Source organism: Pseudomonas sp. S1(2024), assembly GCF_046557535.1.
This window is the reverse complement of record NZ_JBKGFP010000061.1, coordinates 39,973-62,670: the sequence shown is the minus strand read 5'-3', so window position 1 is coordinate 62,670 and position 22,698 is coordinate 39,973. Positions and strand designations below refer to the sequence as shown.

Annotated in this window: 20 protein-coding genes and 1 pseudogene; 2 read left to right on the top strand and 19 right to left on the bottom strand. The window is 62.7% G+C overall.

Features of this window, described 5'->3' with window-relative positions; translation table 11 throughout:
* Positions 1-257: 257 nt before the first annotated feature.
* The 3 genes from ACLCGK_RS16770 to ACLCGK_RS16760 all read right to left on the bottom strand — a co-directional run bounded on the left by ACLCGK_RS16770 (position 258) and on the right by ACLCGK_RS16760 (position 2,601).
* Entirely contained in the window at positions 258-1,301 is a 1,044-nt protein-coding gene (locus tag ACLCGK_RS16770; RefSeq protein WP_410952461.1) for a DUF2806 domain-containing protein, read from the bottom strand.
* Between the two features lie 519 nt (positions 1,302-1,820).
* The gene (locus ACLCGK_RS16765) at positions 1,821-2,027 is read right to left on the bottom strand and encodes a hypothetical protein (RefSeq protein WP_410952460.1); all 207 of its coding nucleotides are present in this window, start codon (positions 2,025-2,027) and stop codon (positions 1,821-1,823) included.
* A 274-nt stretch (positions 2,028-2,301) separates the two neighbouring features.
* Positions 2,302-2,601 carry a helix-turn-helix domain-containing protein gene (locus tag ACLCGK_RS16760; protein ID WP_265958291.1) on the bottom strand — a complete coding sequence of 100 codons (300 nt, stop codon included), beginning with the start codon at positions 2,599-2,601 and terminating at the stop codon, positions 2,302-2,304.
* Between the two features lie 188 nt (positions 2,602-2,789).
* Between ACLCGK_RS16760 and ACLCGK_RS16755 the strand changes: the two are divergent.
* A pseudogene (locus ACLCGK_RS16755) lies at positions 2,790-3,071 on the top strand (LysE family transporter); the annotation flags it as partial.
* Here ACLCGK_RS16755 and ACLCGK_RS16750 read toward each other — a convergent pair.
* The 16 genes from ACLCGK_RS16750 to ACLCGK_RS16675 all read right to left on the bottom strand — a co-directional run bounded on the left by ACLCGK_RS16750 (position 3,068) and on the right by ACLCGK_RS16675 (position 20,653).
* Positions 3,068-3,343, bottom strand: coding sequence for a peptidylprolyl isomerase (locus ACLCGK_RS16750; RefSeq protein WP_013972552.1), 276 nt, complete (start codon positions 3,341-3,343; stop codon positions 3,068-3,070). The pseudogene ACLCGK_RS16755 and the gene ACLCGK_RS16750 overlap by 4 nt on opposite strands.
* A 208-nt stretch (positions 3,344-3,551) precedes the next feature.
* On the bottom strand, positions 3,552-5,504 hold the full coding sequence (locus tag ACLCGK_RS16745) for an acetoacetate--CoA ligase (protein ID WP_410952459.1): 1,953 nt from the start codon (positions 5,502-5,504) through the stop codon (positions 3,552-3,554).
* A 148-nt stretch (positions 5,505-5,652) separates the two neighbouring features.
* Positions 5,653-6,132 carry a serine protease inhibitor ecotin gene (gene eco, locus ACLCGK_RS16740; RefSeq protein ID WP_410952458.1) on the bottom strand — a complete coding sequence of 160 codons (480 nt, stop codon included), beginning with the start codon at positions 6,130-6,132 and terminating at the stop codon, positions 5,653-5,655.
* A 55-nt stretch (positions 6,133-6,187) separates the two neighbouring features.
* The gene (gene hbdH / locus ACLCGK_RS16735; RefSeq protein ID WP_023660865.1) at positions 6,188-6,958 is read right to left on the bottom strand and encodes a 3-hydroxybutyrate dehydrogenase; all 771 of its coding nucleotides are present in this window, start codon (positions 6,956-6,958) and stop codon (positions 6,188-6,190) included.
* Between the two features lie 10 nt (positions 6,959-6,968).
* Positions 6,969-8,360: a GntP family permease gene (locus ACLCGK_RS16730; RefSeq protein WP_023660864.1), complete on the bottom strand. Its 1,392-nt coding sequence runs from the start codon at positions 8,358-8,360 to the stop codon at positions 6,969-6,971.
* A gap of 269 nt (positions 8,361-8,629) precedes the next feature.
* Complete coding sequence (locus tag ACLCGK_RS16725) at positions 8,630-10,012, bottom strand: sigma-54 interaction domain-containing protein (protein ID WP_410952457.1); 1,383 nt, start codon at positions 10,010-10,012, stop codon at positions 8,630-8,632.
* A gap of 119 nt (positions 10,013-10,131) precedes the next feature.
* Positions 10,132-11,148, bottom strand: a complete 1,017-nt coding sequence (locus ACLCGK_RS16720) for an ABC transporter permease (RefSeq protein ID WP_410952456.1) — start codon at positions 11,146-11,148, stop codon at positions 10,132-10,134.
* A complete protein-coding gene (locus ACLCGK_RS16715; RefSeq protein ID WP_123084157.1) occupies positions 11,148-12,206 on the bottom strand; it encodes a microcin C ABC transporter permease YejB in 1,059 nt (352 codons plus the stop codon). Before ACLCGK_RS16715 ends, ACLCGK_RS16720 begins: the two co-directional genes overlap by 1 nt.
* Positions 12,203-14,143 carry an extracellular solute-binding protein gene (locus ACLCGK_RS16710; RefSeq protein ID WP_410952455.1) on the bottom strand — a complete coding sequence of 647 codons (1,941 nt, stop codon included), beginning with the start codon at positions 14,141-14,143 and terminating at the stop codon, positions 12,203-12,205. Before ACLCGK_RS16710 ends, ACLCGK_RS16715 begins: the two co-directional genes overlap by 4 nt.
* Positions 14,144-14,156: 13 nt before the next feature.
* Positions 14,157-14,438 carry a peptidylprolyl isomerase gene (locus ACLCGK_RS16705; protein WP_123084155.1) on the bottom strand — a complete coding sequence of 94 codons (282 nt, stop codon included), beginning with the start codon at positions 14,436-14,438 and terminating at the stop codon, positions 14,157-14,159.
* Positions 14,439-14,518: 80 nt separating this feature from the next.
* The gene (locus ACLCGK_RS16700; protein ID WP_410952454.1) at positions 14,519-15,574 is read right to left on the bottom strand and encodes a 3-deoxy-7-phosphoheptulonate synthase; all 1,056 of its coding nucleotides are present in this window, start codon (positions 15,572-15,574) and stop codon (positions 14,519-14,521) included.
* A gap of 554 nt (positions 15,575-16,128) precedes the next feature.
* Entirely contained in the window at positions 16,129-16,680 is a 552-nt protein-coding gene (locus ACLCGK_RS16695; RefSeq protein ID WP_013972562.1) for a YbhB/YbcL family Raf kinase inhibitor-like protein, read from the bottom strand.
* A 48-nt stretch (positions 16,681-16,728) separates the two neighbouring features.
* Positions 16,729-17,037, bottom strand: a complete 309-nt coding sequence (locus tag ACLCGK_RS16690) for a hypothetical protein (protein WP_410952453.1) — start codon at positions 17,035-17,037, stop codon at positions 16,729-16,731.
* Between the two features lie 146 nt (positions 17,038-17,183).
* Positions 17,184-18,149 (bottom strand): endonuclease, encoded by a 966-nt coding sequence (locus ACLCGK_RS16685; RefSeq protein WP_023660860.1) that lies wholly within the window; start codon positions 18,147-18,149, stop codon positions 17,184-17,186.
* A gap of 199 nt (positions 18,150-18,348) precedes the next feature.
* Positions 18,349-19,533 carry an MFS transporter gene (locus tag ACLCGK_RS16680; RefSeq protein WP_410952452.1) on the bottom strand — a complete coding sequence of 395 codons (1,185 nt, stop codon included), beginning with the start codon at positions 19,531-19,533 and terminating at the stop codon, positions 18,349-18,351.
* A 238-nt stretch (positions 19,534-19,771) separates the two neighbouring features.
* Entirely contained in the window at positions 19,772-20,653 is an 882-nt protein-coding gene (locus tag ACLCGK_RS16675; RefSeq protein ID WP_013972566.1) for a LysR family transcriptional regulator, read from the bottom strand.
* Between the two features lie 170 nt (positions 20,654-20,823).
* Between ACLCGK_RS16675 and ACLCGK_RS16670 the strand changes: the two genes are divergently transcribed.
* The gene (locus ACLCGK_RS16670) at positions 20,824-22,467 is read left to right on the top strand and encodes an acetolactate synthase large subunit (RefSeq protein ID WP_247727029.1); all 1,644 of its coding nucleotides are present in this window, start codon (positions 20,824-20,826) and stop codon (positions 22,465-22,467) included.
* The last annotated feature ends 231 nt before the right edge of the window (positions 22,468-22,698 follow it).

Here is a 22,698-nt window from a genome sequence, read left to right as displayed (position 1 = left end):
GCCATAGGTTCTCAGATACAAGAAAGGCGCCAAAATCCCTATTTATTGGGGTTTGGGCGCCTTTTTCTATTCCTAATCCAGCACAATCGGGATGTGCTTCGGTTTCAGGAGGAGGGTCCGCTTCCGACCCTCGGCGACCTTTAGACAGTCGGCAGAAATGAATCAGAAGCAGTCGATGCTTAAAAATTTAAGTGAACACTCAACCTGAACCTAACGGCGAGCACTTCGTATCAGAAAATTCAAAATTTAGTGACAAGTTAATCACCCGCTGGAGTGCCGTCATCTTTAATTTCTTGCGCATTGTAAAAGCGCCCCTGCGTATCAGATACGTTCTGCCAATCGCCAAGCTTTACGGTGAATCCATCATTTAAGAGTTTCTTTCCGACTAGGCGCAAGTAATCTGTGTCAGCTTCGAATGAACCTAGTCCGAGTACCTGTCGGCCTACAGCGGTAAGCATGTAAACCTCGATCTCGACGATTTTAGAAGCGTCACTATGCTCAAGAATGAGGGCCTTGTTATGACAGACCAAGGCGCGAATGAATCTATCTGGTGCAGTTGACGGGTAATTTTGTGCGAGCCCAAGAGCTTCAACACCTGAAATCACTCCCAAGTCTTGCATTTCTAGAAGCGTGCCAAAGGAAATCCCCTTAGACTCCAAGTACGCATTCTGGCTTCGAGCAATGCAACCGTTGATGACATAGCCTGCCAGTTTACTAATCGTCTCGGCTTCTGATTTTGAGAGCGTTTTCAAAAACTCCAACGTCCGAATCGAGTACCTACCAGGAGCTTTCACTTCACCAGCCAAAACGCTACCCCAGAGCCGCTGTAGATCCTCGGTAGAAACCTTGCCTGCATGCTCACGCCAGGTGAAGAGCCAATCGTCATCAACAGGACGGTCTGACGGAACTTCCTGGTCAATTGAAAGTTGCTCCTCAGCAAATAGTATAGCTTTCGTTGCGTTTATTTCTGAGCGAGCCGCTGCTGCTGCGGAAGCTCTGCTGCCATACTCTACGGCTTTGGACAACCCGAGTGTTGGCTCAATGCGCTCATCCATGTCAGACCGAATATCTGCAGAGTTCGTTGGTAGCAAAGCTCCGTCTGAGCGAAGTTGTTTCTTGCCGGACCGGATATCAGCAGCATCCGCTTCTGCTTGTGCTAGCATCAGAATTTCATGTCGACGAATTTCGTTTCTTGCCCGTCCCTCGCGCCCGACCTGCCATGGTGCAAGCAGCGAGCCGATGCCTTTGTCTGCTAAAGTTTCCCATAGTTTTATCACAAGCTTCTCGCCGGGAAGGTCCATGTCAACTCCTATTGATTAGTATAATTCGGCGACCATGCTGCGGGATATTCTGGGCACTGGTCCACCTAACAGTGGCTGCATACGAAGCACGTGGAGATCTGCCCGGAATGCCTATTTGAAAGTCTGGAAAACCCCGCAAGCTTCACTTTAACAACTAAATGCTGTGAGTGGGTAGGGCTTAGGCTCCGTTCCTGCAGGGTTCCAGCTGCAAGCAACCTGTTTATGAATCGATGGCCTTTGCGAATAGTAGTTTTCACCGTCCGCTATGGGGCGAAAACGGCCTCTTACTAAAAACGGTGTTGCACCGGCGATTGTGGGTGAGCTGGCCGAACGGGTCTGGCCGTAAGTGAGCTAGGCATAGGGATGGTTGGTAAAAAATTGGTACATGCGCAGCCAAGCTTAGCTGTAAGCCTTGCACTCATGGACTTCTAAGAAGTGGTGCCCCAATCCATCATCGGCGCTGATCCGGTTGGGTTCTGTCAGCGGTGGGCTTGATACCGCCGCTAGCTGAGAGATCGCTCATTTCCGCAGGCGCTCTACCCCTGATGAGATCGCCTGAGCATGGACATCGAGAGTCGCCAACGCAGCCATGACGTTTTCATGTATGTGGACTGAGCCGCGATGGCTCACCCATAGTGAGATCTCCTCTAAAGCTGCTCTGATGGCGATCTGGTTCAGATGCAGCAGCTCAAGGATGTCGGCGGTGGTTGAGGCTTGGTCATCCATGCATATGCTCCAAGTCCAGCAATTTTTAGGGCAAATTTAGGGCAGATTCTAGGGCGCCTGAGGCCTAAATGGGCCAGCAGGTGACCCCAGAGTAGTCGTCTTTTTTGGCCTATGGCGGGCTATTGAGAGCGACGGGCGGGTTCAAATCCCTATCCCGCTTATTAGGCTCCGTTCCGCTGCGATTCGGCTGTCGTGGAAGTTTGTAGCGCTGAAAAAGGGAGCCGGGTCGCTCCAGCTAAAATCTGGTTGGCCCGCCTAACCCTCGATCGCTCCTTTATTCAATCAAATGATAGTCGCCTCTGGTTCTGGGATCAGCTGTAGCGCCTCGGCAGTCATCAGAACGCAGGGGAGGGTGCCCTGGGAAGAAAATGAGCCCTTCCGCTTCAAGCGCAAAAGCGAGTGCCTGCATTGTAACGCGCCGGAGCTCATTTCCGAGCTCAACTCTACGGATCGCTTCTGGTGAAACGCCCGAACGAAATGCCAGTGCTTCTACACTCCACTCAAGGGCTAGGCGTGAAGGCTCGCAATGCTCTGGACGGAAACCTAAGGGAAGGTCGGCGAAAAATTCTTCCATCTCTTTCGGGATTCCTTCTTCTTTGTTCTGTATCGGGAAGCTAATGATGTCGGCCGTCATGGTCACTACTCGCTATTCTGTATGTCCATACAGTATAGCGGGAAAGCCAGTTAGAGCAATGGACGCGGTTGTAAGCCGGTTTCCGAGAGGGGCGGAGTGGTTATGCGGGAGTGGTTATGTGGAATATATTTTGCCATTCGTTAGGTAATCCGAAGGCTATCCTGATCTTCACCGCGTTCCTGCCGCAGTTCGTTTCGGTCGGCAGTACCACTCCGGTGAGCGAGCAGTTCCTTTGGTTGGGTGCGTTGTTCCTGTTGCTGGAATGGGCCGCCATCGCCATCTACGCCGGCCTGGGGGCGTACATGCAACGCTGGTTCAACCAGCCCGGCCCACGCCGGTTGTTCAACCGGGTCAGCGCCTCATTGCTGGGCTGCGCGGGTCTCGGGCTGCTGGCTGCGCGGCGCGCTTAATCGCGGTAGAACGTCTGCACCAGGTGATAGCCGAACTTGCTCTTGATCGGCCCGTGTACCACGCGCAGGGGCTTCTTGAAAATCACCTGGTCGATGGCGCCGACCATCTGCCCGGGGCGGATTTCACCCAGGTCGCCGCCACGCTTGCCCGAAGGGCAGGTGGAGAACTTTTTTGCGAGCACGTCGAAAGCCTCGCCATTGGCGATGCGCTGCTTGAGCTTTTCGGCTTCGTCAGCGGTCTTGACCAGGATGTGGCGGGCTTGGGCTTTCATGGGGTACCTGTGCTTCTGGGGCGGAAAAAGTGGGCATTATGCCTCATAGTTTTGTGCTGAGGCGATTACGCGTCCCTTGTAGGAGCGGCCTTGTGTCGCGATGGGGCGCGAAGCGGCCCCGGCAACCTGTGCTGCGAAGCTGAAAACCTGGGGCCGCTTCGCGCCCCATCGCGACACAAGGCCGCTCCTACAGGGACGGTGACAAGGGTCAGGTTTGCAACTCCTCGCGATCCCGGAACTGCTCCAGTGCCTCGGGGTTGGCCAGGGCGTCGGTGTTCTTCACCGGCAAGCCATGCACCACATTGCGTATCGCCAACTCCACCAGCTTGCCGCTGATGGTACGCGGGATGTCATTGACCTGGGCGATCACCGCCGGTACATGACGGGGCGTGGTGTACTGGCGGATCACCTGGCGGATGTGCTGGCGCAGGGCCTCATCCAGCTGCAGGCCGTCCCGCAGGCGAACGAACAGCACCACCCGCACATCGCCTTGCCAGTTCTGGCCGATGGCCACGCTTTCCAGCACCTGCTCGACCTTTTCCACCTGGCGGTAGATCTCCGCCGTGCCAATGCGCACGCCACCGGGGTTGAGCACGGCATCGGAGCGGCCATGAATCACCAGCCCGCCGTCGGCACGCTGTTCGGCGTAGTCGCCCTGGGCCCACACCCCCGGGAACTGGCTGAAGTAGGCGTCGTGATAGCGGCTGCCGTCCGTGTCCTTCCAGAACCCCAGCGGCATGGACGGGAAGTTGCGCGTGCACACCAGCTCGCCTTTTTCGCCCAGCACCGGCTGGCCATGCTCGTTCCACACCTCCACCGCCATGCCCAGGCCCTTGCACTGGATCTCGCCACGGCGCACTGGAAGGGTCGGGTTGCCCAGCACGAAGCAAGAGACGATATCGGTACCGCCGGACATCGACGCCAGGCACAGGTCGGCCTTGATCTTGCGGTACACGTAGTCGTAGCTGTGTGGCGACAGTGGCGAGCCGGTGGACAGTAGCAGGCGCAAGCGCGCCAGGCGGTGGCTTGCCGCAGGCTCCAGGCCCGCCTGCTCCAGTGCCGCCAGGTACTTGGCGCTGGTACCGAAGGCCTGGATATCCTCGGCGTCGATCAGGTCCAGCAGCCGCTCGGGGCCGGGATGGAAGGGCGAGCCGTCATACAGCACCAGCGTGGCGCCCACCGCCAGGCCGCTGACCAGCCAGTTCCACATCATCCAGCCGCAGGTGGTGTAGTAGAACAGTACGTCATCGGCTTTCAGGTCATTGTGCAGGCCATGTTCCTTCAGGTGCTGCAACAACACGCCGCCAGCGCGGTGGACGATGCACTTGGGCACGCCGGTGGTGCCGCTGGAATACAGGATGTAAAGCGGGTGATCGAAGGGCAGCGGGGTGAAGCGGGGCTCGCCGCCGGGCTGATAGAACTCGTCCCACAGGCTGACATTGGCGGCCTGGAATTCGTCGACACGCGTTCCGCTGCGGGTGTGGGGTACCACGATCAACTGTTCCAGCCCGGGCAGCTGCGCGCACACCTGGTTGACCTTGTCCACCTGGTCGATGGCCTTGCCGGAGTACTGGTACCCGGCGCAGGCGATCAGCAGCTTGGGCTCGATCTGGCCGAAGCGGTCGATGATGCCGTGTACGCCAAACTCGGGCGAGGAGCTGGACCACACCGCACCGAGGCTGGTGCAGGCAAGCATGGCGACCAGTGTCTGCCAGGTATTGGGCATGACCGCCGCTACCCGGTCGCCGGGGGCGATGCCGGTGGCCTTCAAGGCTGTTTGCAGGCCGGCCACCTGGGCGGCCAGCTGGGCATGGGTGAACAGCTGACGCTGGCCGTCTTCGCGCACGGCGACCAGGGCCGGGCGGTCGTCACGGCGGCGCAGCAGGTGTTCGGCGAAGTTGAGGGTGGCGTTGGCGAACCACTGGGCATCGGGCATCTGCGGCCCTTCGCTGAGCACCTGGCTTGGCGGGTTATGCCAGTGAACGTGGAAGTAGTCGGCAACGGTTTGCCAGAAGGCAGGGCGCTGCTCGATGCTCCAGCGGTGCAGCGCGTGGTAGTCGTCGAGTTGCAAGTTGTAACGCAGGTTGACCCGGCGGCGGAAGGCATCCATCCGGCTGGCCTCGATCTGCGCCGTGGAGGGGCGCCAGAGCACATCGTTCATGCCGAACCTCCAGATGATCATTTGGATTCGAGGGCGCCTTCGCGGGCTCGCCCGCTCCCACAGGTACAGCGTAGATGTCCAGCCTGGTGATAGCCTGTGGGAGCGGGCGTGCCCGCGAAGAAGCCCCCTGGCAGCAGGGGCTTGCGCGTTACTCTACTTTAGCCTTTTGCACGTCCTGCGACGCGGTCCAGACGCGGTAGCGCACTTCGACGTCCTTGGGCACATACACCACCACCGGCAGCTTGCTGTTGTAGCGCAGCATGAAGCCTTCACCGACCACTGGCACGAAGGTCTCGATCTTCTTGCCATCGGGGCAGGCCATCAGTGTGCTGGCCGGGCCGCTGACCTTGTCCAGGCGGTAGTAGCTGTAGCCCCAGCCTTCCAGGGTACGTTCCTCCAGGCTGCCGCCCAGGCGCTGGCGATTGCAGTCCACCTTCAGGGTCTTGCCAGCGAGGATTTCCAGTTGATAGGCCGACTCATCAGCCTGGGCCGGCAGGTGGATGACCTGCCGGGTGAAGCCTTTTTCCGCCTCGGGGTAGGGCGCGACGTCCTTCAGGCTGGCTGCCATCGCGGGTGCGGCGGCAGCCAGGGTCAGGGCCAGAATCGCGGTCATCGGGGTTGGGCGCATAGGGCCTCCTTGCAGATAAACGAATGCAAGACCGCCGCCAGGCCCAGGCCGCCCGTCACTGGGCCAACCAGCCACCATCGACGTTCCAGGCGGCACCGCGAACCTGGCTACCGGCCTCGCTGCACAGGAATAGTACCAGCTCACCCAGGTGCTCGGGGGTGACGAAGGCCAGCGATGGTTGTTTTTCTGCCAGCAGATCGTGCTGCGCTTGCAGCGGATCGCCACCGTTGGCGGCACGATCGTCGATCTGCTTCTGCACCAGCGGGGTCAACACCCAGCCAGGGCAAATGGCGTTGCAGGTGACGTTGCTGGTGGCGGTTTCCAGGCCCACCACCTTGGTCAGGCCGACCACGCCGTGCTTGGCCGCCACATAGGCCGCCTTGCCGGTAGAGCCGACCAGGCCGTGCACGGAAGCGATGTTGATGATGCGCCCCCAATTGCGCGTGCGCATGCCAGGCAGGGCCAGTCGCGTAGCGTGGAACACGGCCGACAGGTTGAGGGCGATGATCTTGTCCCAGCTTTCCAGCGGGAACTGTTCCACTGGCGCCACGTGCTGGATACCGGCGTTGTTGACCAGGATGTCGACGTCGCCGAACTCGCGCGCGGCCACGGCGAACAGCGCTTCGATCTGGGCCACGTCCGAGAGGTCGGCCGGGTGATGGACTACCTTCACCCCGTGCCGGGCGATCTCCGCCAGCGCCGGTGCAGGGTCGCCGAAGCCGTTGAGCACGATGTTGGCGCCTGCGCGAGCCAGTACCTGGGCAATGCCCAGGCCGATGCCGCTGGTGGAACCGGTGACGAGAGCGGTCTTGCCTTTGAGGGTCATGCAAAGCTCCTTAGACGATGCCGGTGGCGTAGAACGTGGCGATGACCACGAACACCGCCAGGGTCTTGATCAGGGTAATACCGAAAATGTCCTTGTAGGCCTCGCGGTGGGTCAGCCCGGTCACGGCCAGCAGGGTGATGACCGCACCGTTGTGCGGCAGGGTGTCCATGCCACCGCTGGCCATGGCGGCCACGCGGTGCAGTACTTCGAGCGGGATGTTGGCGGCATTGGCGGCGGCGATGAAGGTGTCGCCCATGGCCGCCAGGGCGATGCTCATGCCGCCCGAGGCAGAGCCGGTGATGCCGGCCAGCAAGGTCACGGTAATCGCTTCGTTGACCAGTGGGTTGGGGATGCCGCGCAGGGCGTCGGCCAATACCAGGAAGCCCGGCAGCGAGGCGATCACCGCGCCAAAGCCGTATTCCGAGGCGGTGTTCATGGCCGCCAGCAAGGCGCCGCCCACGGCGCTTTTGGTGCCTTCGGCCAGGCGGGTGCGGATGGCGCCGAAGGCACACACCAGCACCATCAGGATGCCCACCAGCAACGCCGCCTGCACCGCCCAGATGGCAGTGAGCTTGGCCACATCGCTTTGCACCGGTGCGCTCATGCCGGGCAGTTGCAGGCTGTGACTTGGGCCGTACCACTGCGGGATCCAGTGGGTGAACAGCAGGTTCATCACCCCCACAAGCAGCAGCGGCGACAGGGCCAGCCAAGGGTTGGGCAGCGCCAGGTCGGCTGCGGTTTCCGGTTCGTTACGCAAATCGCTGCCATAGCCTTCACCGGCGCGCTGGGCCTTGTTGCGCTGGCGCTGCAGGTAGGCCATGCCGGCGCAAAACACGAACAATGTGCCGATCAGGCCCAACCATGGCGCTGCCCAGGCGGTGGTGTTGAAGAAGGTGCTGGGGATGATGTTCTGGATCTGCGGGGTGCCGGGCAGGGCATCCATGGTGAACGAGAACGCGCCCAGGGCGATGGTTGCCGGGATCAGGCGCTTGGGGATATTGCTCTGGCGGAACATCTCGGCGGCGAACGGGTACACCGCGAACACCACCACGAACAGCGAAACGCCGCCATAGGTGAGCAGCGCGCAGACCAGCACGATCACCAGCATCGCCTGGCGGGTGCCGAGCACGCGGATGGCGGCGGCGACGATCGAGCGCGAGAAACCGGACAGCTCGATCAGCTTGCCGAACACGGCGCCCAGCAGGAACACCGGGAAGTAGAGCTTGATGAAGCCGACCATTTTCTCCATGAACACCCCTGTGAATGCGGGGGCCACGGCGGACGGGTCGGTGAGCAGTACCGCACCGAGGGCGGCGATGGGGGCGAAGAGGATTACGCTGTAGCCGCGGTAGGCAGCCAGCATCAGCAAGGCCAGAGCGGCGAGGGCGATGAGCACGGTCATCGGGGTGGGTCTCCTGGGTGAGTCTTGTTTTTATCGGTGAGCAGGAGATAGCGGGAATCGTGCCAGTTTTTAACTCATTGATTTATATGGGTATTTTGTTTTCTTCTGAATTTTTGTCTCTGTCTTGAGATTTTGGGGCCGCTTTGCGGCCCATCGCGACACAAGGCCGCTCCTACATGTGCACCGCGATCTCCTGTAGGAGCGGCCTTGTGTCGCGATCGAGGGCAAAGCCCTCGCGACAGTCTCGAAATGGAAACAAAAGTCTCCACTCAGAGACCGAGCGCTACCATCTTCTTATACAGCGTTGACCGCCCCAGTCCTAACGCCGACGCAGCTTCCGGCACATTTCCCCCATGTTCGGCCAGTGCCCCAACAATCAGCTCGCGCTCAAATGCCTCACAGGCCTCACGGTAAGTCTGCCGCATAGGTTCACCCGCCACCGGGCTCAACGGCCCCAATGCCGCCCGTACATCCGCCACCCCCAGCCGCGGCTGATCCGCCAGCAGCGTGGCCCGCTCCAGCACATTGCGCAGCTCGCGAATGTTCCCCGGCCATGCATGCCGCGCCAGTAGCTGCTGCGCTTCGGCCTCCAGCTCATACTGGCTGCCCAGTTCGCCCAGGATGGCCTCGCACAGCGCCGGCAGGTCCTCCAGCCGTTGCCGCAGTGGTGGCACCTCGATCGGCAGCACATTCAGCCGGTAATACAGATCGGCGCGGAATGCCCCGCGGGCGATGGCGGCCTGCAGGTCGATGGAAGTGGCGGCAATGATGCGCACATCACTGCGCAGCATCTGGTTCGAGCCTACCGGCTCGTATTCCTTTTCCTGCAACACCCGCAGCAGCTTGCTCTGCAGGGCCAGCGGCATGTCGCCGATCTCGTCGAGGAACAGCGTGCCGCCTTCGGCCAGTTGCAGCTTGCCGCTGCGGCCCTTGCGGTCGGCGCCGGTAAAGGCGCCGGGGGCGGTACCGAAGAATTCGGCTTCCAGCAGCGTCTCGGGGATCGCCGCACTGTTGATGCTGACAAACGCCTTGTGCGCCCGCGCCGACGCCGCATGGATGGCATGGGCCAGCAGTTCCTTGCCGGTGCCGGTTTCGCCCAGCAGCAACACCGGCGAATCACTGCTTGCGCCACGCCGGGCGCGGCGCTTGGCCTCCAGGCTGGCGGCGCTGCTGCCGACGAACTGGGCGAAGCTGTACTTGGCCTGGCGGGCGCGCAATTGCGAGCGGGTCGAGGCCAGTTCCTGCTGCATGCTGGAGTAGCGTTTGAGCAGGGGTGACAGGCTGCGCAACTCATCGAACAGGGCAAAGCCGATGGCACCGATTAGCGCGCCCTGGTCGTCGTGGATGGGCAGGCGCATAACCACCAGCGGCTCGTTCGGGGTGTCGAGCATGTCCAGCAGGATTGGCCGGCCATTATTCACCACCTCGCGCATCAGGCTGCCTGGGATCACCGCCTCGCACGGTTGGCCGATGGCGCTGGCGGCGTCGGCCAGGCCAAAGCGCCGGGCGTAGCGCTCGTTCATCCAGACGATGCGCGCCTGGCGGTCGACGATTACCGTGCCTTCGCTGGACTGTTCGATGATTTCGAACAGCGAGCGGATCGCCAGTTGTCGTACCTGGGGGTAGTCCTTGAGGCTGTCGCTGTCGTGCATGGGTAGAAATCCTGAAATCTGTGTAAGCAGGGCTGGCCTCTTCGCGGGTAAACCCGCTCCTACAGGGTCACCACAAACCTTGAGGCGGGTTTACCCGCGAATGGGCCAGACCTGAAAACCTATCCCCTGGGGTCGAACGCCTCGCGCAAGGCATCCCCGATAAACACCAGCAGCGACAGGATCACCGCCAGCGCAAAGAACGCGGTAAAGCCCAGCCACGGCGCCTCCAGGTGCTGTTTGCCCTGGGTCACCAGCTCTCCCAGCGAAGCGCTCCCGGCCGGCATGCCGAACCCGAGAAAATCCAGTGCAGTCAGGGTGGTGATCGCCCCGGTCAGCATGAACGGCACATAGGTCAGCGTCGCGTTCATGGCATTGGGCAGGATGTGCCGCAGCATTACCTGGCTGTCTTGCAACCCCAACGCTCGGGCGGCCTTGACGTACTCCAGGTTGCGACCGCGCAGGAACTCTGCGCGCACCACGTCGACCAGGGTCAGCCAGGAGAACAGCGCCATGATCCCCAGCAGCCACCAGAAGTCCGGCTCGACGAACCCGCTGAGGATGATCAGCAGGTACAGTACCGGCAACCCCGACCACACCTCCAGCAGGCGCTGGCCGACCAGGTCGACCCAACCACCGTGGTAGCCCTGCAGGGCTCCGGCCGCCACCCCGATCAGCACGCTGACCACGGTCAGGGCGAAGGCGAACAGCAAGGATACCCGCGTGCCATACAGCACCCTGGCCAGCACGTCGCGGCCCTGGTCGTCGGTACCCAGCCAGTTGCTCGCGCTTGGCGGGCTGGGCGTGGGCACTTGCAGGTCGTAGTTTGGGGTATCGGCGCTGAACGGGATGGGGGCGAACAGCATCCAGCCACCTTGCTGCTCGATCAACTGGCGTACATAGGCGCTGCGGTAGTCTGGCTGGAACGGCAGCTGGCCGCCGAACTGCTGCTCGGTGTAACGCTTGAGCGCCGGCACGTACAGGTCGCCCTTGTAGCCCAGCAGCAGCGGTTTGTCGTTGGCCACCAGCTCGGCGCACAGGCTCAGCAGCAAAAGGGCGGTGAACAGCCACAGCGAAACCCAGCCCAGGCGGTTACGGCGAAAGCGTTGCAGGCGGCGACGCGAAATCGGCGAAAGCATCAGCGCGCCCTCGTGTCGAAGTCGATACGCGGGTCGAGCAGGGTGTACGACAGGTCACCAATCAGGCGGATCAGCAGGCCCGCCAGGGTGAAGATGAACAGCGTGCCGAACACCACCGGGTAATCCCGCGACACGGCCGCTTCGTAACTCATGCGGCCAAGGCCATCGAGCGAGAAGATCACCTCGATCAGCAACGAGCCGGCGAAGAACACCGTGATCAATGCCTGCGGCAACCCCGCTACCACCAGCAGCATGGCATTGCGCAGCACGTGGCCATACAGCACCCGGCGTTCGCTCAGGCCCTTGGCGCGGGCGGTAACCACGTATTGCCGGGAAATCTCGTCGAGGAAGGCGTTCTTGGTCAGCAGCGTCAGGGTGGCGAAGCCGCCGATCACCAGGGCGCCGACCGGCAGCACCAGGTGCCAGAAGTAGTCGGCGACCTTGCCCAGCAGGCTGAGCTCGTCGAAGTTGTCCGAGACCAGGCCGCGCACCGGGAACCAGCTCAGCGAGGTGCCACCGGCGAACAGCACGATCAGCAACAGGGCGAACAGGAACGAGGGCAGGGCATAGCCGACCACGATCAGTGCACTGCTCCAGGCATCGAAGCGGCTGCCATGGCGCACCGCCTTGCGGATGCCCAGCGGGATCGACACCAGGTAGGTGATCAGCGTGGCCCAGAAGCCCAGCGACAGGGTTACCGGCAACTTGTCGAGGATCAGGTCGGTGACCTTGGCGCCGCGGAAGAAGCTGTTGCCGAAGTCCAGCCGGGCGTACTGGCCCAGCATCAGCCACAGGCGCTCGGGGGCGGACTTGTCGAAGCCGTACTGGCGTTTGATCTCCTCGATCAGTTTCGGGTCCAGGCCACGGGTGGCACGTGACTCGCCGTGCACCACCTCGGCCCGGGCACCGGGAGCGCCACCGCCGATACCCTGCAGGCGTGCCACTGCCTGCTCCACCGGGCCTCCCGGTGCGGCCTGGACGATCAGGAAGTTGACCAGCAGGATCGCCAGCAGGGTCGGGACGATCAGCAGCAGGCGGCGCAGTATGTAGGTGGTCATGGCGAGGATTTCCGGCGTTCGGCCATTTGTGCGTTGGTCAGCGCGGCAGGGCTGACTTCCCACCAGGTGTCCAGGCCTTCGTCATAGGCAGCCTGGACCTTGGGCAGGCCGAAGCGGTTCCACCAGACAGTGGAGCTGCCCGGTGGGTAGTAGTTGGGGATCCAGTAGTAGTTCCATTGCAGCACCCGGTCCAGGGCATGGGCGTGGTACAGCATGTCGGCCTGGGTGTCGGCGCGCACCAGGCCGTCGATCAGGCGGTCCACGGCAGGGTCCTGCAGCACCATCAGGTTGTTCGACCCAGGGTCGTGGGCCGCTGCCGAGCCGAAATAGTTGTACAGCTCGGCGCCAGGCGACAGGGTGACCGGGTAGCCGGTGACGATCATGTCGTAGTCACGTGCCATCAGGCGGTTGACGTACTGGGCCGAATCGACGTTGCGGATGTCCAGGGTCACGCCAATCTGGGCCAGGTTGCGCTTCCACGGCAGCAGCAGGCGCTCCATGCCTGCCTGGCCGTTGAGGAAGATAAACGCCAACGGCGTGCCCTGGCTGTTCACCAGGCGGTCGCCTTCGGGGCGCCAGCCGGCTTGTTCGAGCAGCGCCAGTGCCTGCAGCTGCTGCTTGCGGATTATCCCCGAACCATCGGTGACCGGGGCGGTGAACACGGTGCTGAAGACTTCGTCCGGCACCTTGCCGCGCAACGGTTCGAGCAGTTTCAACTCGCCGGCATCCGGCAGTTGGCGGGCGGCCAGCGGGGTATTGGAGAACACGCTCTGCTGGCGGATGTACATGTTGCGCATCATCTGCCGGTTGCTCCACTCGTAGTCCCACAGCATGCCCAGCGCCTGGCGCACGCGACGGTCCTTGAACTGCGGCCGGTCGAGGTTGAACACGAAGCCTTGGGCCACTTGCGGTTTGGCCGGGCCCAGGTGGGCGCGCTGCAGGCGGCCGTCGTCCAGTTGCGCGCCGTTGTAGCCCAGGGTGTAGGCGGTGGCGGAGAATTCGCGGTTGTAGTCGTAGCCGCCGCCTTTGAGCACCTGCCGCGCCACTTCGGTATCACCGAAGTACTCGATGCGCAGCTTGTCGAAATTGTAGCGGCCACGGCTGACCGGCAGATCGCGCGCCCACCAGTTGGCATCGCGCTGGAAGGTGATGCTGCGGCCGTTGTCGATGCGCCCGATACGGTACGGCCCGCTGCCGACCGGCTTGTCGAAGCCGGCGCCGTTGGCAAAATCGCGCTGCTGCCAGTCGTGTTCGGGCAGAACCGGCAGGCTGGCGAGGTCCAGTGGCAGGGTGCGGCCGTGGTCAGGCTTGAAGTCGAAGCGCACGCTGTGTGGGCTTTCCACCACGACGGTGGCAACATCGGCGAACTGGGTGCGATACCTCAGGCTGCCCTTGCTCATCAGCAGCTCGAAGGTAAAGCGTACGTCCTCGGCGCGCACCGGCTTGCCGTCGGCGAAGGTGGCACGCGGGTCGATCTCGAACCGCAGCCAGGCATCCTCCGGGCCGCGCTCCATGCGCCGGGCGATCAGGCCGTAGACGGTGTAGGGTTCATCGAACGAGCGCACGGCCAGTGGCGCGTACAGCAGGCCATCGACCTCGCTGACACCGATGCCTTTGTCGATGTACGGCAGGATATGGTCGAACTGGCCAATCTCGATGGCCGAGCGGCGCAGGATGCCGCCTTTGGGGGCGTCGGGGTTGACGTAGTCGAAATGCTGGAAGCTGGCGCTGTAACGGGGGGCTTCGCCGTAGACGGTGAGGGCGTGGGTGGAGGCGGCGTGGGCGTTGAAAGCCAGGCAAAGCAGGAACAGGCACCACAATCTCTGTGGGAGCGGCGGTGCGCCGCTGCGACGTGCCCGCGAATGCGTCAGATCAGGCAGCCTCGTTGTACGGGCTGACGCATTCGCGGGCATGCCCGCTCCCACAGGGGATTTCATCGGCTGCGCGGACTTAGTCCTGGCGGCTGGTCACTTCCAGCAAGTGGTAGCCGAACTGGGTCTTGACCGGGCCTTGCACGGTATTGATCGGGGCGCTGAACACCACGGTGTCGAACTCCTTGACCATCTGGCCCGGGCCGAACGAGCCCAGGTCACCGCCCTGGCGGCTGGACGGGCAGGTGGAGTTGGCTTTGGCGATTTCAGCGAAGTCGGCGCCTGCTTCGATCTGGGCTTTCAGTTCGTTGCATTTCTCTTCGCTGCTGACCAGGATGTGGCGGGCGGTTGCACGGGCCATGGGTACTGCTCCTTGGGGTAAAAAAGGCAAGCCTAGCGCACTTGTCCAGGGTATGTCTCGCCAGGCTTGCGTCCCGCTGCCTAGAGTTTTTGTGCCGCCTCGCGCAACAGGGTTTCGGTCGAGGCCCAACCCAGGCAACCGTCGGTGATCGACACGCCGTATTTCAGCGCGCCCTTGCCCAGCGCCTGGCAGCCGTCGAACAGGTGCCCTTCGATCATCACGCCGACGATCGAGCGGTCGCCGGCCAGGCGCTGCGCCAGCACATCGTTGAAAACCGCCGGCTGACGCGCCGGGTCCTTGCCGCTGTTGGCATGGCTGCAATCGACCATGATCCGCGCCTGCAACCCGGCCTTGGCCAGCGCCTGGCGGGCCATGGCGATGCTGTTGGCGTCGAAGTTCGGGCCCTTGTGGCCGCCGCGCAGCACCAGGTGGGTGTCCGGGTTGCCCAAGGTCTCGATGATGGCCGGGTAGCCCTGCGCATCCATGCCGAAGTGGCGGTGCGAGTGGGCGGCACTGCGCATGGCGTCGCTGGCGATGGCGATGCCGCCGTCGGTGCCGTTCTTGAAACCGACCGGTAGCTCCAGGCCACTGACCATTTCGCGGTGGATCTGCGACTCGGTGGTGCGCGCGCCAATCGCGGCCCAGGCCAGAAGGTCATCGAAGTAGCCGGCGGCCATTGGCTGCAGCAGTTCGGTGGCAACCGGCAGGCCGCGTTCGATCATGTTCAGCATCAGCCCGCGGGACAGGGCGATGCCGGCGTGCATGTCGTCGCTGCCATCGAGGTGCGGGTCGTAGGCCAGGCCCTTCCAGCCGACCGTGGTGCGGGGTTTTTCGACGTAGGCGCGCATCACCAGCAGCAGCTTGTCGTCGACTTCGCGGCTGAGGGTGGCCAGGCGGTCGGCGTATTCCAGGGCCGAGCGCGGGTCGTGGATCGAGCACGGGCCAACGATCACCAGCAGGCGCTGGTCGCGGCCTTCGAGGATGTCGCGGATGGCCTGGCGGTGGGCATGGACTTGCTGGGTAAGTTCGCTGGACAGCGGCATTTGCTGCTTGAGCAGGTGCGGGCTGGGCAGGCGCTGGCTGACGGTGGTGTTGGCTGCTTGCGGCTGGGTCAGGGCGAGGCTGGAAGCGTGCATGGCGTTTTTCCCTGGGCGGACGGCGGATTCTGGCCCGCGTCGTCGGCCCTATCGAGGTGTTCGACAAATCGTTGAATTCGTATTGGCTGCTGCATTGCCACCTGTGGAAGACCGAACGGAGGCGGCAGGCTGGCCCGAACGGGATTGGCTAAATCGCCAGGCGTAGGTGTTTGCGTAGTAATAAGTGGCGTAGTTCATGAATCTGTCCTCAATGTGAATCGGTGTTGTTCAAAGGCCTGAAAAGCAAAACCCCCGGTCGGGGAGCCGACCGGGGGTTTGAGTATTCTCATGTTCGGCGGCCCCTCGAAGGTGGGCGCCGTGTGGGTATCGGCGCCTAGTGGCTAAACCAATACCCAAAGTAATAGCTGGCAGGTGCGACGCAGCCGGCAACGGCCAGCACAGGGCGCAGGGTGCGACCGGTGTGGTTGGCGTGGTTGCGGGTGTGTTTCGGCATGTTGCTCTCCAGTGAATGAGCCCGAGCTTACTTCAGTTCGACTGGGCCATTCAATGGATAAATGCTATGGGGGTGTTTAATTGTTCCGGTACGGCCAGGCTCAGTGGCCATAGCGCCCGACCAGGCTCTGCGCCCCCAGCGCGTGGCCTTGCAGCAGTTGCAGCAAGCCGCTGCGATCCAGGCCTTCGGGCAGGGTGCCCAATGGCAGGTCGGTGGCGATCAGCGTCAGCGCGTAGTGGTGCGGGTTGTCGCCGGCGGGTGGGCAGGGGCCGCGGTAGCTGAGCGTGCCCCGAGAGTTGCGCCCTACGGTCACGCCTTGCCCGGTCAGCCCGGCGACGCCTTCCTTCAGCCCATCCTGGGCCGGGTCGATGTTGTAGGCGATCCAGTGGACCACGCCAATACCCTTGCCGCCGTCCGGATCGAACATGATCAGTGCCAGCGACTGAGTGCCTGCGGGGAGGTTGTCCCAGCTCAGTTGCGGGGTGCGCTCTTCGCCAGCACCACAGGCCGGGTCCGGGCCAACCTGCTGCAAGGCGATCACGCCGCCATCGGTGAACGACGATGAGCTGATCGACAGCGCGCCCTGGCTGCCAGCGACGGCCAAGGCGCTGCACGGCAGCAGGGCGGCGAGCAGCCAGGGTTTGAGGTTCATGGTGAATCCTTGGCAGGGCGTTCCGGCGCAGTGTAGCCCAGGCCGGCCTCAATGGCTGTCCTGGTCCTCGGCGGTGCCACCGGTGTGCCCGGCGCCGGAGCCGGTTGCTTCGCCGGTGCTGTTCGAGCCGCCAGCGGCGCCGTCGGCGGCATCGCTGTTGCTGCCAGTGTCGCTGCTGTCATTGGTTTTGCTGCTGCCTGGGCTGTTGACGCTGCTGTCTTCACCGGCGGTCTTGCCACCGTACTGGTCGGTTTGCGGGCGGCTGTCGGTATCTGTGTCGGTGGCTGCGAAGCTGGTGCCAGTGACGCTGACCAGGGCGAGGGCAAGGCACAGTGAAAGTGGGCGAATGCGGATCATGGAACCTCTCCTTTACGGATGATCTGTCATTCGTTGGGCTGGGGGTGGGGAGTGGGGTGCCGTCTGGGCGACGGATGGTCATTGTTGCGGGCTGCTGTGCAGCCCGCTCAATTGCAAGGGGGCCGGGCAGGCCCCGAGGAAGGCGATCAGCGGCAGTTGCCCGCCTTGCGATAACCCGCCGCCTGCGCCTCACCCTCTGTGGCGAAGGTGACCTGGTTCTTCGCGGTAACCTGGGTATAGCCCGGGCAACCAACGGAAAGGTGATAGACATGGCTGTTGCGGTTTCCAAGCACCGCTCCCACCGACCCGGCACTGGCCAGGCTCGGCTTGGATTCGGGCTTGGCGGCCTTTTCCGGCACCGCTTGCACCACGCCACTGCCGACCGGCTTGTAGTTGGCGGTCCATTTGCGTTCCCCGGTCACGAAGGGGTTGGCATGCCCCATGATCGCGGCAATGCGCCGGTCACGCTCTTTCTCCCAGGCAGACACCGGGTGCTGTTTGTCCCAGGCCATCAGCAACTGCTGCTGTTGGCGCGACATGCTCAGCTTGTAACGGTCGTACATGTAGAAGGTGGTGCGGGCGACCAGGCCTTTCACTTCGTCGCGTGGTTCGGCAGCACGCTGCACGAAGTCCACCTTGGTGGTGCACTGCCCGTATTGCCCTGCATTGCCAGCAACCATGCCGTAGTTGAAATTGCTGCGATCACCGTTTACCTCGCCCACTGCCGGGTACAGGTTGAACAGGTCGGCCTCCATGGCGCGGAACACCGGGTCGTCATCCACGCAATGCTCGCGGCCGCCATTCTTCCAGCACTGGCGCTGGTTGCCGAAGGTGTAGGCCGGCACGATGTGTTCCCATTCGGTACGTTCGGCGCGGTTCTGCTGCTTGCGGGTCTGGTAGCCGCACGAGGCGGCATCGATACGCCCGCCAGACTTGCCCACCCAAGCCCATTTGCAACCGCAGTACAGGTCGCCCATGGCACTGCTGGCCTGGTCCATGTACACCTTCTGCTTGGCCACCACCTTGGCCTCGGTGAAGGTCGCCGGCGGGCTGGCCAGGGCAGGGAGGGTGAAGGAAAACAGTAAGGATACGGCGTAAAGCAGTGATTTCATGGGAAAAACATATTTCAGGTTGGGGCATGCATTGTAATCATTTCCTTGGGCCTGGCCAGCTCGCTGATCCACACCAGTGGGCGGCGCGGGTCGTCGCTGCCCATGAAAATTTCAGGCATTGTGCGGTCTCTGTGGGAGCTGGCTTGCCGGCGATGGGCTGCATGGCAGCCCCGTTCACGCTATCTGTCAGGCCTCAACCTTAGTGCCCGCCCTTCATCCGCCGTGCCACCAGGTAGATCCCCAGCCCGACCAGCGCCGTAGCCGCGCCGATGTACCCGGTGCTGGTCCAGCCCATACCTGCGGTAATCGCCATGCCACCCAGCCACGGCCCCAGCGCATTGGCCAGGTTGAACGCCGCATGGTTGGACGCCGCCGCCAGGCTTGGCGCTTCATGGGCAATGTCCATCAGGCGGATCTGCAACGGCGCCGCCAGGGCAATCATGGTGCCGACCAGGCCAATGCCCAGCAGCAGGCTCCACAGCGCCTGGGCGGCAAAGCTGAAGAACAGCAGCACGGCAATCGACCACACCAGCACCAGCCCGACGGCGCGGAACTGCAGGCGGTCGAACAGCTTGCCACCGGCGATGTTGCCGACGATGCCGCCGACGCCGAATGCCGCCAGGCCGAAAGGAATCCACTGCGGCGACACCTGGGTCACCTGCAACATGGTCGGCGCCAGGTAGCTGAACACACAGAACATGCCGGCAAAGCCGATCGAGGCGATGCCCAGCGCCATCCACACTTGCGGCAGGGTGAAGGCTTGCAGTTCCTTGCGCGGGTCGCTGCGCACTTCATCGTGGCGCTGGGGCACGAAGCGCCAGACCAGGGCGATGGTGCACAGGGCGATCACGCCGACCAGCACGAACGCCGAGCGCCAGCCGAAGTACTGGCCCAGCAAGGTGGCAACCGGGTTGCCGAGCAACATGGCCACGGTCAGCCCCATCATCACCCGGGCCACGGCCCCCGCCCGCTGGTCCTTGGCCACCATGCTCGACGCCACTACCGCCGCGATGCCGAAGTAGGCGCCATGGGGCAGGCCGCTGATGAAGCGGAAGGCGACCAGGCCTTCGAACGAGGGGGCAAAGGCGGTAGCCAGGTTGCCTATGGCATACAGCGCCATCAACAGCAGCAGCATGTGCTTGCGCAACAGCTTGGCACCGATGATCGCCAGTGTCGGGGCGCCAACCATCACCCCCAGCGCATAGGCGCTGATGGCATGGCCCACCTGGGGCTCGCTCAATTGCAGATTGCTGGCGATATCGGGCATCAGGCCCATGATGGCGAACTCGCCGGTGCCAATGGCAAAGCTGCCCAGTGCCATAGCAGCTTCCATCTTCGCGACGGTACTTTTGCTAGAGAGAGGGGGTAATTCCTGAACTGACATCTGGATCCTTGTTGAAACATGCTGAAACGTTCAAGGCGGGATCATAGTCAATCCGTGCTGGTGACGTCGAGGAAGCTGGCCAGCTTCCTGAACCTGCGGCATAAGCAGCACCTGTGGGAGCGGGCATGCCCGCGAAGAATCCAGCGCGGAGGATGGCACCGGCTGCGCCGGTGTTCGCGGGCACGCCCGCTCCCACAGCAGATCTGCGTAATGACTGTGGCAGCGGAGCAGGGTGGAGTCAGCGCTCCAGGTAATGAGTCTGCGCGGCAAAATCGATGAAGCGCTTGCTGGCCAGCGACAGGTATTCCCCCGAGCGCCAGCACAAGCGGAAGCTCATCTGCTGCGCTGGCTGGAACGGTACGCCGACGATGCCCGGTGTGCGCTGTTGCACCGAGCGCAGCAGGGTCGCCACGCCCATGTTGTCCAGCGCGGCCTGTACCACCAGCGATACGAAGTTGCTTTGCAGCGCTACCCGGTAGGTGATGCCATGTTCGGCAAAGAACGCATCCAGCAGGTGACGTTGCACGAAGGTGCGGTCGAACACCACCATGTCGGTATTGCGCAGGTCCTCGGCTGTGAGGAAGGCCTTGCCAGCATAGGGATGGTCAGGGTGCATGCACGCCAGCATCTCATCGCTGCCCAAGAGGATCGATTCCTTGTCGGGCGGCACGCGCCGGGACTCCAGCAGCGCCAGGTCGATTTCCCGTTGTTCCAGGCGATGGCCAATGTCCTCGGCACTGCCTTCGAACACGGTCATGCCAATACCCGGGTACAGCTGGCGGAAGGCGTTCATCAGGCCGGGTACATAGTGCAGGCCGAACATCGGCGGGATTCCCAGGCGCACTTCGCCGCGCTTCAGGTCGGCCATGTCACGCAGTTCTTGCCGCGCCACATCCATTTCGCGAAGGGCCGATGCGATACGTGGCAGGAAGCGTTCGCCCTCGGCTGTCAGGATGACTTTGCGCGTGGTGCGGTTGAACAGAGTGACGCCCAGTTCTTCTTCCAGGCGGGTAACGGCCATGCTAAGTGCCGGCTGGGCGATATGCAGGTGCTGCGCGGCTTTGGTGAAGCTGCCTTGGCGCACGATCTCGACGCAGCAGCGCAATGCCTTGAGGTTCATTGAGGGGGGGTACCGTTCATAACAAACTGTGATGCCAAGCATCATAACAATATATTTATTATTATTAACCAGAGGGCCTACGATGCGCGCCACTGAGACATCCTGCAACATCTCAGTCACGCAGCTTAATAAATCTGCAATCCCACAAAGATTTTGAGGTAGTACCCCAAATGGCCAAGGCCGCCGATGTCGTTGTGCAATGCCTGGAAAACGAAGGTGTCGAGTATGTGTTCGGCATTCCTGGTGAGGAAAACCTCGACCTGCTCGAATCCCTGCGCAAGTCGAAGATCAAGCTGGTACTTACCCGTCACGAGCAGTCCGCAGGTTTCATGGCTGCCACCTATGGTCGCCTGACCGGCAAGACCGGCGTCAGCCTGTCGACCCTCGGCCCTGGCGCCACCAACCTGGTCACCGCCAGCGCCTACGCCTACCTGGGCGGCATGCCGATGATGATGATCACCGGCCAGAAGCCGATCAAGAAGTCCAAGCAGGGCCGTTTCCAGATCATCGACGTGTGCGGCATGATGGACCCCATCACCAAGTACACCCACCAGTTCGCTTCCGCCGACAACATCCCTTCGCGCATGCGTGAAGCCTTCCGCCTGGCCGAAGAAGAAAAGCCGGGTGCCGTGCACCTGGAGCTGCCGGAAGACATCGCCGCCGAGCAGACCGACGCACTGCCGATCCCGCCAAGCCTGCACCGCCGCCCGCTGGCCGAGCACGTGGCGATCGACGCTGCCGTGCAAAAGCTGCTGAACGCCCGCAACCCGATCCTGGTGATCGGCGCTGGCGCCAACCGCAAGATGACCGCCAAGGTCCTCAAGCAACTGATCGACAAGACCGGCATCCCGTTCATCACCACCCAGATGGGCAAAGGTGTGGTCGACGAGCGTCACCCGCGCTTCCTGGGCAACGCCGCGCTGTCGTCGGGTGACTTCGTGCACCGCGCCGTCGAAGCTGCCGACCTGATCGTCAACATCGGCCACGACGTGATCGAGAAGCCGCCGTTCTTCATGGTCCGTGGCGGCACCGAGGTCATCCACATCAACTTCCGCTCCGCCGAAGTCGATGCCGTGTACTTCCCGCAGGTTGAAGTGATCGGCGATATCGCCAATGCCGTATGGCAGATCAGCGAAGCGCTGACCGACACCACACACTGGGACTTCACCCGCCTGATGGCCATCCGTGAAGCCAACGAGGCACAGATCGCCGAAGGTGCCGACGACAACCGCTTCCCGGTCTACCCGCAGCGCATGGTCGCCGACATCCGTCGCGTGCTGCCGTCCGAAGGCATCGTTGCCCTGGACAACGGCATCTACAAGATCTGGTTCGCCCGCAACTACAAGGCGCACAAGCCGAATACCGTACTGCTGGACAACGCCCTGGCGACCATGGGCGCGGGCCTGCCATCGGCCATGGCCGCGCACCTGGTGCACCCGGACCGCCCGGTGATCTCGGTTTGCGGCGACGGTGGCTTCATGATGAACAGCCAGGAGCTGGAGACTGCGGTACGCCTGGGCATGCACATCACCGTGGTGATCCTGCGTGACGATGGCTACGGCATGATCCGCTGGAAGCAGGCCAACATGGGCTTCACCGATTTCGGCCTGGACTACGGCAACCCGGACTTCGTCAAGTACGCCGAAGCCTACGGTGCCAACGGCCACCGCGTGGAAAGCGCCGAAGGCCTGCTGCCGCTGCTCGAGCACTGCATCAAGACCCCGGGCGTGCACGTGATCGACTGCCCGGTCGATTACAGCGAGAACGACCGCATCCTCAACAGCGAGCTGCGTGAGCGCGCGCTGGCGGTGTAAGGCCTGACAGGATCGGCGCCACCTCAAGGCTGGCGCCGAACCTGTGTAGGAGCGGCCTTGTGTCGCGATGGGCCGCAAAGCGGCCCCCCGGATTTCAGCATCAACGCAACAATCGCCGGGGCTGCCATGCAGCCCATCGCGACGCTAGGCCGCTACTACACGGCTAGCTACCTGCCTCAGAATCCGCCACCGCAAACACCGGCGCCGCCGGTGCCATCCAGAGCATCGTTC

Coding starts and splice junctions, on each gene's coding strand:
- ACLCGK_RS16770 (WP_410952461.1), bottom strand. CDS start 1,301: ATGGACCTTCCCGGCGAGAAGCTTGTGATAAAACTATGGGAAACTTTA.
- ACLCGK_RS16765 (WP_410952460.1), bottom strand. CDS start 2,027: ATGGATGACCAAGCCTCAACCACCGCCGACATCCTTGAGCTGCTGCAT.
- ACLCGK_RS16760 (WP_265958291.1), bottom strand. CDS start 2,601: ATGGAAGAATTTTTCGCCGACCTTCCCTTAGGTTTCCGTCCAGAGCAT.
- ACLCGK_RS16750 (WP_013972552.1), bottom strand. CDS start 3,343: ATGAAAGCCCAAGCCCGCCACATCCTGGTCAAGACCGCTGACGAAGCC.
- ACLCGK_RS16745 (WP_410952459.1), bottom strand. CDS start 5,504: ATGAACGATGTGCTCTGGCGCCCCTCCACGGCGCAGATCGAGGCCAGC.
- eco (WP_410952458.1), bottom strand. CDS start 6,132: ATGCGCCCAACCCCGATGACCGCGATTCTGGCCCTGACCCTGGCTGCC.
- hbdH (WP_023660865.1), bottom strand. CDS start 6,958: ATGACCCTCAAAGGCAAGACCGCTCTCGTCACCGGTTCCACCAGCGGC.
- ACLCGK_RS16730 (WP_023660864.1), bottom strand. CDS start 8,360: ATGACCGTGCTCATCGCCCTCGCCGCTCTGGCCTTGCTGATGCTGGCT.
- ACLCGK_RS16725 (WP_410952457.1), bottom strand. CDS start 10,012: ATGCACGACAGCGACAGCCTCAAGGACTACCCCCAGGTACGACAACTG.
- ACLCGK_RS16720 (WP_410952456.1), bottom strand. CDS start 11,148: ATGCTTTCGCCGATTTCGCGTCGCCGCCTGCAACGCTTTCGCCGTAAC.
- ACLCGK_RS16715 (WP_123084157.1), bottom strand. CDS start 12,206: ATGACCACCTACATACTGCGCCGCCTGCTGCTGATCGTCCCGACCCTG.
- ACLCGK_RS16710 (WP_410952455.1), bottom strand. CDS start 14,143: ATGAAATCCCCTGTGGGAGCGGGCATGCCCGCGAATGCGTCAGCCCGT.
- ACLCGK_RS16705 (WP_123084155.1), bottom strand. CDS start 14,438: ATGGCCCGTGCAACCGCCCGCCACATCCTGGTCAGCAGCGAAGAGAAA.
- ACLCGK_RS16700 (WP_410952454.1), bottom strand. CDS start 15,574: ATGCACGCTTCCAGCCTCGCCCTGACCCAGCCGCAAGCAGCCAACACC.
- ACLCGK_RS16695 (WP_013972562.1), bottom strand. CDS start 16,680: ATGAACCTCAAACCCTGGCTGCTCGCCGCCCTGCTGCCGTGCAGCGCC.
- ACLCGK_RS16690 (WP_410952453.1), bottom strand. CDS start 17,037: ATGATCCGCATTCGCCCACTTTCACTGTGCCTTGCCCTCGCCCTGGTC.
- ACLCGK_RS16685 (WP_023660860.1), bottom strand. CDS start 18,149: ATGAAATCACTGCTTTACGCCGTATCCTTACTGTTTTCCTTCACCCTC.
- ACLCGK_RS16680 (WP_410952452.1), bottom strand. CDS start 19,533: ATGTCAGTTCAGGAATTACCCCCTCTCTCTAGCAAAAGTACCGTCGCG.
- ACLCGK_RS16675 (WP_013972566.1), bottom strand. CDS start 20,653: ATGAACCTCAAGGCATTGCGCTGCTGCGTCGAGATCGTGCGCCAAGGC.
- ACLCGK_RS16670 (WP_247727029.1), top strand. CDS start 20,824: ATGGCCAAGGCCGCCGATGTCGTTGTGCAATGCCTGGAAAACGAAGGT.